2 protein-coding genes are annotated in these 10,273 nt (G+C 50.0%); both read left to right on the forward strand.

Features of this window, described 5'->3' with window-relative positions; genetic code table 11:
* Positions 1 to 4,087: non-ribosomal peptide synthetase (locus BR62_RS0112060; protein ID WP_032870983.1), on the forward strand; the 4,087-nt coding region annotated here is incomplete at its 5' end.
* A gap of 25 nt (positions 4,088 to 4,112) precedes the next feature.
* The coding region (locus BR62_RS0112065; RefSeq protein ID WP_032870986.1) for a non-ribosomal peptide synthetase at positions 4,113 to 10,273 on the forward strand (6,161 nt) is incomplete at its 3' end.

The raw sequence follows: 10,273 nt of genomic DNA on the forward strand, positions 1-10,273 counted from the left end.
CACCTTGATTAAAGAATTCGGCGAGCTGTACGCAGGCCGTTCGCTTGCGCCGATGCGCCTTCAATATAAAGACTATGCCGTCTGGCAGCGGTCATTTCAGGAGAAAGAAGGGTATCAGAAGCAGGAAGCCTATTGGCTGAAGCGGCTTGAAGGAGAGCTTCCGGTGCTTGAGCTTCCGGCTGACAAGCCCCGTCCGGCTGTCAGAAGCTTTGCGGGCGGCAGCGTATCGTGCACGCTTGACGCTGAAACGGCATCCGGCCTTCACCGCATCGCCCGGGATCACGGCTCCACTTTGTATATGGTGCTTCTCGCCGCGTACAATACGTTACTCGCGAGAGTGAGCGGGCAGGAAGACATCATCGTCGGCTCGCCGATTGCCGGGCGTCCGCACAAAGACCTTGAACCGATTCTCGGCATGTTCGTCAACACGCTCGCCATCAGAACGGAGCCGAAAGGAGGCAAACGGTTTACTGATTATTTGGCGGAAGTCCGCCAGGCCGCGCTTGAGGCGTATGAACATCAGGACTATCCGTTTGAAGAGCTAGTGGAACGGCTTGGCGTGCAGCGGGACACAAGCCGCAATCCGCTGTTTGATGTGATGTTTGTGCTCCAAAATATGGAGCGTGAATCCCTGGTGTTAAATAAGCTGCATTTGGCTCAAGCTGCGGATACAAGTCATAAAACCGCAAAGTTTGATGCCACGCTTTACGCGTCAGAAGGGTCTGACGGTTCCATCAGCTTTGATTTTGAATTCAATACAGATATCTATCAAAAACAGACAATTGAAAAATGGCTTTCTTATTTTACCCGTATTCTTACAAAAGTAATTGAAAACCAAGCGATACCGCTTGGTGACATTCACGTACTGGATGATGCTGAAACAAATCGCGTCATTTATCAGTTTAATCAGACGAAAAGCGATTACCCAAGACACGAAACCATCAGCCGTTTATTTGAGCGGCAGGCAAAAGAAACCCCCGATGCCCGGGCAGTTGTATATGATGGACAAATCTTGACATACCGTGAGCTGAACGAACGGGCTAACAGAATAGCGGCGGCTCTCCGATCAAATGGCGTCGGTCCGGAAAGCGTTGTCGCCTTACTAACCGGCCGCACAACAGAGCTTGCCTCCGGAATCCTCGGAATATTAAAAGCGGGAGGCGCCTACTTGCCTATCGGTGACGATGTGCCGCGGGAACGGGCTGAATGGATGCTTAAAGACTGTAAAGCTGATATTCTTCTCCAATCTGATAAACTTGACGGTCTGCCGCTTTCAGGAAAACGTTTATTCATAGAGGATATTCAAACAAAGGCCGGCTTGAGTTCGGAAAATCCCGAACCGCTCGGCGGACCTGAATCATTGGCCTACATGATTTATACGTCCGGATCAACAGGTGCGCCAAAAGGCGTCATGATTGAACAGCGAAGCGTGATCCGCCTTGTGAAAAACAGCAATTATATTGATTTTACGCCGGAAGATAGACTGTTGTTTACTTCATCATTAGGATTTGACGTTACGACATTTGAAATATTCGGTCCGCTTTTAAACGGCGCTTCTTTATATGTAAGTGACCAGGAAACCTATCTCGACTCTGATGTTCTGGAAACATTTATACAGCAAAACGGCATTACGACACTGTGGCTGACATCGTCTCTGTTCAACCATTTATCAGAACAAAATGAACACGTGTTTTCCGGATTATCCCGATTGATTATCGGCGGGGAAGCACTGTCCCCGAGCCATGTAAACCGGGTTCGGAATGCGCTGCCGCATCTCTCAGTATGGAATGGATACGGACCGACTGAAAACACGACGTTCTCGACTTGCTTTTTGATTGAACAATCATACGATCATTCAATCCCGATCGGCCGCCCTGTCGGAAATTCAACCGCATATATCATAAACAGCAGGGGAACACCGCAGCCGATCGGCGTCATCGGCGAATTATGCACTGGAGGAGACGGTGTGGCAAGAGGATACTTCGGCCGCCCTGAGCTGACGGAAGAAAAATTCGTCCCCAATCCTTTTGTTCCAGGAGAACGGATGTACCGCACCGGAGATTTAGCCCGCTGGCTGCCGGACGGAACGATCGAATATGCCGGGCGGATGGATGATCAAGTGAAAATCCGCGGTTATCGGGTCGAGCTGGGAGAGATTGAAGCCGCACTGAGGAGCCTGGACGGCGTGAAAGAAGCTGCCGTGTCAGTCAGAACCGGGCAGTCCGGCAATAAAGAACTGATCGCATATATGAGTCTGCAGGCGGACATGGATACAGAAAAAGTGCGTTCTTCACTGTCTAAGCAACTGCCGAATTACATGGTTCCGGCCTATATGATGGAACTTGAGAAGCTGCCGCTTACGCCGAACGGTAAATTGGATCGGAAAAATCTGCCCGAACCGCAGCTCGCGCTCCAAACCGCGTACACAGCTCCCCGCAATGAGCTTGAAGAACAGCTTTCCGTGATCTGGCAGGAAGTGCTCGGCACAAAACAAGTCGGGATTGAGGACTCATTTTTTGAGTTGGGCGGCGATTCAATCAAAGCGCTGCAAGTTTCCGCACGGCTCGGACGCTATGGGTGGAAAATGACGGCAAGCGACTTATTCCGGCATCCGTCCATTAAGGAGCTCGCGCCACTTATCCGGAAAGCGGAAAGAGTCATCGATCAGCGGCCGGTGGAAGGAGACATACCTTGGACACCCGTTCAGCACTGGTTTTTATCACAGCGGATGGAAAACAGAAATCATTTCAATCAGTCCGTCATGATGTTCAGCTCTGACGCATTGCATAAACAGCCGCTCAAAGAAGCCTTGGAGCATCTTGTCATTCATCATGATGCACTCCGGATCACCGTCAGTGCAGAAAACGAAAGTTTCAGACAAATCAATCACGGTATTCAAAAAGATGAACTGTACAGCTTGGACATTTGGGATCTGTCTGAGACAGATACTTGGGAAAAAGAAATAGAAAGTGAAGTCGCTGCGCTCCAACAGCGGATGGATATTGAAAAAGGCCCGTTATTAAAAGCCGGCTGGTTCAAAACCCGGTCCGGGGATTATTTATTCATCACCGTACATCACCTGGCGGTTGACGGAGTGTCATGGCGTATTTTGCTGGAGGATTTATCTGCCGCTTACACTCAAGCCGTAAAAGGTCAGCCGGTCCAGCTTCCGCCAAAGACCGATTCGTTTAAGCAATACGCTGAAAGGCTTTCAGAATACGCAAAAAGCAGCAAGCTGATGCGTGAAGAAGAATATTGGCGTTTTATTGAAGAAGAAACAGCCGCCGAACTTCCTTATGAAAAACCGCAGCATCAGACGGGAGCCGACAGCATTCGGCAAACGGTAAGCTTTACGCTTACAGAAGAAGAAACGTCCGTTTTGCTTCAGCAGGTCAACCGGGCCTACCATACCGATACGCAAGATATTCTTCTGACTGCCGCAGCTTTGGCTTTACGGGACTGGACAGGGGGCGGCAGACTGCGCATCGCGATGGAAGGGCACGGGAGAGAGCACATCATGCCGGAGCTCGACATCAGCCGCACCGTAGGCTGGTTTACCTCCATGTATCCGGTGCTCATTGACTTGAACAAAGCAGGCGCTGAGCTTGGAACGGCGGTAAAAACGGTCAAAGACACACTCGGAAGAATACCGGATAAAGGAATAGGCTACGGCATTTTAAAATACATGACACCGCCTGAACAAAAAACAATCCGCTTCAGACAAGCGCCTGAAATCAGCTTTAACTATTTAGGGCAATTCAATGATACAGAAGATCAGCACACGTTCAGTCTGTCCGGTCTTGCAAGCGGGCACGACATCACGCCGACATGGCAGCGGGAACAAGCGGTGGAAATGAGCGCGATGGCCGCACAAAACAAACTTCACTTCAGTTTGAGCTATCCGCCGAGCCGCTTCCGCAAAGAAACGATGGAACAGCTGCTGCAAACTTTACAGCAATATTTGCGTGATATTATGGCGCACTGCACCGGCAAAGAGGAAGCAGAAAAAACCGTTAGTGATTTTAGCAGTAAAACGTTAACATCTGATGATTTGGACAGCATAGCGAGTTTTGTCGAGGAACTGTAGAAAAAGGCGACGGGGAGATTATAACATGACAAAAAAGAATGCAATTCAGGATATTTATCCGCTGTCTTATATGCAGGAAGGAATGCTTTTTCATTCCCTCCTGCAAAAGGAATCACAGGCTTACGCCGAGCAGGCCTCCTTTTCAATAACGGGGAAGGTTGACACCCGCGTGTTTGAAGAGAGCGTTCATGCCCTTTTCGAAAGACATGATATTTTCAGAACGATCTTTATCAGCCAGAACGTGTCAGTGCCGCAGCAGGTCGTATTAAAAGAGCGGAACGTCAGCATCATTGAGGAAAATCTCACCAATTTAAACAAGGCTGATCAAATCAAGCATATTGAAGAAGCCAAACGAAGAGACCGTAAGAAAGGATTTCATCTGCAAAAAGACATGCTGATGCGGGTGACGCTGCTTCAAACCGGTGAATGTGAATATACGTGCATATGGAGTTTCCATCACATCATTATGGATGGCTGGTGTCTCGGAATCGTGCTGAAAGAGTTCTTCCAGATATACGCCTCGCGGCTCCGCCGGACACCGTTAACGCTTGAGCCCGCTGTGCCGTACGGGACCTACATCAAGTGGCTGATGGAGCAAGATAAAGAAAAAGCCGCTTCGTACTGGGAGCGGTACCTTGAAGGCTTTGAGCAGCAGACTGTTCTGCCGAAGCAGAAAAAAGCCGGCGAAAGCAGACAAGAGGAAATGACGTTTTCCTTTTCAAAAGAGGACACGGCTAAGCTGAAAGAGCTGGCCGTAAAAGAAGAGGTCACGCTGAGCACCATTTTCCACACGCTCTGGGGCATTTTGCTTCAGGCGTATAACCAGACAGAAGATGCGGTTTTTGGTTCTGTCATTTCCGGAAGGCCGTCTGAAATCGAAGGCATCGAGCGAATGATCGGCCTGTTTATTAATACCGTGCCTGTCCGGATCAGCGGGGCAAACATCCCGTTTCAAAAGCTGATCAAAAACGTGCAAAAGGACGCTTTGAAAGGACAGGCTTACAGCTATCACCCGCTTTATGACATACAGGCGAATTCACAGGTAAAACAAGGCTTAATTGATCATATTCTTGTCTTTGAGAATTATCCGGTTGAACAGGAGCTTGATGTGCTGAACAGCAAGGGGGACACGAAAGACCTTTTTCACATCCATGATTTCAGCATGGAAGACGAAACCAACTACAGTTTTTACCTGATGGTGGCGCCGGGTGACGAAATTCATTTGAAAATGAGATACGATTCAAGCATGTATGACCGCCAATTTATTGAAAATATCAAAGGCCATTTGGCGCATATCGTCTCCCAAGTTCTCGACAAACCGGACATCACGCCGGACAAGCTTGCAATCATCACTCCAGGGGAAAAAGCGCAGCTGCTTGCGCCGATTTCTGAAGAGACCGAAAAGCCTGAATATGACACGGTTCATGCAATGTTTGAACGGCAGGCCGCAAAAACGCCGGATCAAATCGCGATTCGGTATGAAGGCGAGTCAGTGACGTACAAAGAGCTGAACGAATCGGCTAATAAGCTGGCCCGCCTGCTGCAAAAGCGCGGATTAAAGCGGGAGGAACCGGTAGGCGTCATGCTCGGCCGTTCCCCTTCTTTAGCGGCGGCTGTTCTCGGTATTTTAAAAGCGGGCGGCGCCTTTGTCCCGATAGATCCGGGCAGTCCAAAGGAGCGTATCCGATATGTCATTGAAAACAGCGGCTGCGTCCATGTTGTAACAGAGCGGCATCAGTCAGTCCCCGCGGAACAAACGCTGCAAGTTACATACATAGAAGACGCCGGGACGGAAGCGGACGGAAGCAATGTGCAATCCATTAATACGGCAGACGACCTCCTTTATATGATTTATACATCGGGAACGACAGGGAAACCGAAGGGTGTGCTGCTCGAACATAAAAATATGGCCAACCTGCTTTCTCACCAATTGACGAACACAGACATTGATTTTTGCACAAATGTGCTGCAGTACGCATCTGTGGCGTTTGACGTCTGCTATCAGGAGTTATTTTCAGTACTCTTGAGCGGCGGCACCCTTTGTATCGTGCCCGAATCAATCAAACGAGACGTTTCTCAGCTGTTTTCGTTTATTGATCAGCACAACACGGAAGTTGTGTTTTTCCCGACTGCGTTTGTCAAAATGCTTTTCAATGAAGAAGGTTATGCACAGTCTTTTCCCCGCTGTGTGAAGCATGTCATTACGGCCGGGGAGCAGCTGACCGTTTCGCGTTTGTTCAGGCAGACGCTCCGTTTACACGGTATGCATCTGCATAATCATTACGGCCCGTCAGAAACTCATGTGGTTTCAACGTATACGATTTCTGCGGGAGATGACATACCTGAACATCCGCCGATCGGGAAACCGATCCATCATAACAAAATGTATATTCTCAGCAAAAACAGACAGCTTCAGCCTCTCGGAATTGCGGGAGAATTGTATATTTCCGGGGCGAATACAGGAAGAGGCTATGTGAACAATCCGGCGCTGACCGAAGAGAAATTTTTGCCGGATCCGTTCAGAACGGACGCCGTCATGTACCGGACCGGAGATTTGGCAAGACTGCGTGCGGACGGCCAAATTGAATACATCGGCCGGACAGATGATCAAGTGAAGATCAGAGGGTACCGGATTGAACCGAAGGAAATTGAAACCGTCCTGGCAAATCATCATGCCGTGAAAGAAGCTGCTGTTCTGATTCAAACGAATGAGTCGGGCGAAAATGAATTATGCGCCTACTGCAGCGTCTCACAAGCGACTGATCCTTCTCAGCTGCGAAGTGATTTGGCTAAAGAGCTGCCTGATTATATGATTCCGGTCAAATGGGCTTTCGTTGACTCGATTCCGCTCACTGCGAACGGAAAAGTCGATCAGCGGGCCCTTCCGGAAGCTTCGGCGTACACCGCAGTCCGTCGATATACAGCTCCCCGGAATGTGACGGAGCTGAAACTTACCCGCATATGGGAAGAAGTGCTTCAAAGCGGCCCGATCGGCGTTCACGATCACTTTTTCGAGCTTGGCGGCCATTCATTAAAGGCGACGGCACTCGTTGCAAAAATAGCTAAAGAGTGCAGTGTGCAAATCCCGCTGAGCGATGTCTTCAGCCATCCGACTGTAGAAGAACTCGCCAAAATCATCAGTGAAGCAGAAGAGAACCCGTTCGCATCCATAGAAAAGACAGAAATGAAAGAAACATATCCTGTCTCATCCGCCCAAAAACGGATGTACGTCCTTCACCAGCTTGAAAATGGCGGTGTCAGCTATAACATTCCAGCCGTTTTAGAGGTGAAGGGGCCGTTTGACCGAGACAGGATGGAAGCCGTGTTCAAGGAACTGATCCGGCGGCATGAACCGCTCAGAACGTCCTTTGAAGAAAAAAACGGCCTGCCTGTGCAGGGGATTCATGACGACGTGCCGTTTGCATTTACAAAAGAACAATCAGCCGAAGCGTTTATCCGGCCGTTCGATCTCGGCAAAGCGCCCCTTTTCCGGGCGGGATTTGTCCAAATAGAAAAAGACCGGCATCTGCTTTTAGCTGACATGCATCATATTATTTCAGACGGCGTATCCGTCAATCTTTTGATACGTGAATTCAGTGAGCTGTATGCTGAGAGAAGTCTGCCGCCGTTACGGATTCAATACAAAGATTATGCCGTCTGGCAGCAATCATTTATGGCGGGCGCCGCATATCGGAAACAAGAGGAGTACTGGCTGAACCGGCTTGCCGGTGAGATTCCCGTGCTTGAATTGCCGGCTGATAAGCCGCGTCCCCCGGTGCGGAGCTTTTCCGGTGACCGGGTGTCATTTGTCATCAATGAAAAACATACAGCACAGTTGAAAAAGCTGGCGAAAGAAAACAAATGCACACTGTATATGACGCTGCTCGGTGTGTACACGGTTCTGTTAGCCCGTTTAAGCGGACAGGAAGATATGATCGTCGGGTCTCCGATTGCAGGAAGGCCTCATGCCGACCTTGACGCCGTTCTGGGCATGTTTGTCAATACGCTTGCTTTCAGGACGCGTCCCGACGGAAGCATGACATTCAAAGAATATTTAAAGGAAATTCGCCAAACAGCGCTTGAGGCTTACGAACATCAGGATTACCCGTTAGAAGAGCTCGTCGATAAGCTCGGTGTGCCGCGGGACATGTCCCGAAATCCGCTGTTTGACACAACATTTGCGCTGCAAAATATGGAACAGCAGAAGCTTAGGGCAGCCGGACTTGAACTGCAGCCGGCAGACGTCAGCCTGCCGATTTCTAAATTTGACTTATCGCTGTACATCTCTGAAAACGCCGGTGAATTATACTGCCAGTTTGAATACAGCACCGATTTGTTTAAGAGAAAAACGATTCAAAAATGGGCGGGATTTTTTACGACACTTGCCGAAAACGCCGCGGCTGATCCGGGCTTGGAATTAGACGATATTTCTGTTTTGACAGAAAAAGAAGAAGCGTCTCTGCTTCAAGATTTCAGCCCCTTGCAGAAAACAGCGTTTCCGATTCATCAGTCTCTTCATGATCTGCTGGAACAGCAAGCGGAAAAAACGCCGGACCGTCCGGCAATTTTAACTGATGACATTTCGATTACGTATCAGGAACTGAACGAAAGGGCAAACGAGCTTGCGCACCAGCTGATCAAGCGCGGGATAAGGCTGGAGGATAAAACTGCCATTATGGGCCGGCGTTCTCCTGACATGATGATCGGCATTTACGCTGTCTTAAAAGCAGGCGGTGCATATCTGCCAATTGATCCGGATTACCCGGAAGAGCGGATTCGCTTTTTACTGAAAGACAGCGGCGTGAAATTCTTACTGGCAGAACCAGAACTTTTCGCACCAGATCTTTTTGAGGGAGAAACGATCTCTCTGAAAAGCGGACAAACAGGGAACCCTGAAGCTGCGGCCAACCCTAACGTTCCGGTAAACCCTGATTCATTGGCTTATATCATCTATACATCCGGTTCTACGGGACGCCCAAAAGGCGTGCAGGTTGAACATCGGTCAGCCGTAAACTTTTTATACTCACTGCAAACACGTTATGGATTAAGTGATTCTGACATCATTTTGCATAAAACATCATACTCTTTCGACGCTTCGATTTGGGAGCTGTTTTGGTGGCCGATCGCGGGAGCTTCTGTTTTCCTCCTTCCGCAAGGCGGCGAGAAAGACCCTGAAATGATACTGAACGCATTGGAGAATAACCGCATAACGGCGGCTCATTTTGTGCCATCCATGCTTCATGCTTTCTTGGAATATATAAATTCCAGAAAACAGCCGATCAAAAAAACCTGCTTAAAAAGGGTTTTTGCCGGCGGCGAACAACTGGGCCCGCACCTGGTTTCCCGTTTTTATGACCTTCTGCCGGGAACGGAATTGACAAATTCCTACGGTCCGACGGAAGCGACAGTAGAAGCGGCGTACTTTGATTTGCCGCAAGGAAAAGAATTTCACAATGTTCCGATCGGCATTTCCGGGCATAACATGCGGCTTTATATTTTAAATCAAAAGAAACAGCTTCTGCCGCCGGGCTGTATCGGAGAGCTGTACATCGCGGGGACAGGGGTGGCCCGGGGCTATCTGAACCGGCCCGAGCTGACGGAGGAGCGTTTTCTCGATGATCCGTTTTATCCGGGAGAGCGCATGTATCAGACGGGCGATATCGCACGCTGGACAGAAGACGGCCTAGTCGAATGGCTCGGACGTTCAGACGGACAAGTGAAAGTCCGCGGCTACCGGATTGAACCGGGAGAAATCGAAGCGGCGATCCGGCGCATCGACGGCATTCGTGAGGCGGCGGTCACCGCCCGGACCGAACACGGCGAAACCGCGCTTTACGCCTATATCGAAGGACGGGAAAGCGATGACGTGCGGGCGGAGCTTGCGACACGCCTTCCGGCCTACATGATGCCGGCTCAGTTTATAGAGATGAGCGAATGGCCGGTCACGCCGAGCGGAAAGCTTGACCGCCGCGCGCTGCCGGCTCCCGACGGAGCGGCAGACAGACAGGCGTACACCGCCCCGCGGAACGTCACGGAAATGAAGCTTTGCGCCCTTTGGGAAGAGGTGCTGAAAAACGGCCCCGTCGGCATCCGGGATCACTTTTTTGAGCGGGGCGGCCATTCGTTAAAAGCGACGGCTCTCGTCTCCCGCATCGCCAAAGAGTTCGGTGTTCAGGTGCCGTTACA

Source organism: Bacillus sp. UNC69MF, from assembly GCF_000746035.1.
GTDB lineage: Bacteria > Bacillota > Bacilli > Bacillales > Bacillaceae > Bacillus > Bacillus velezensis.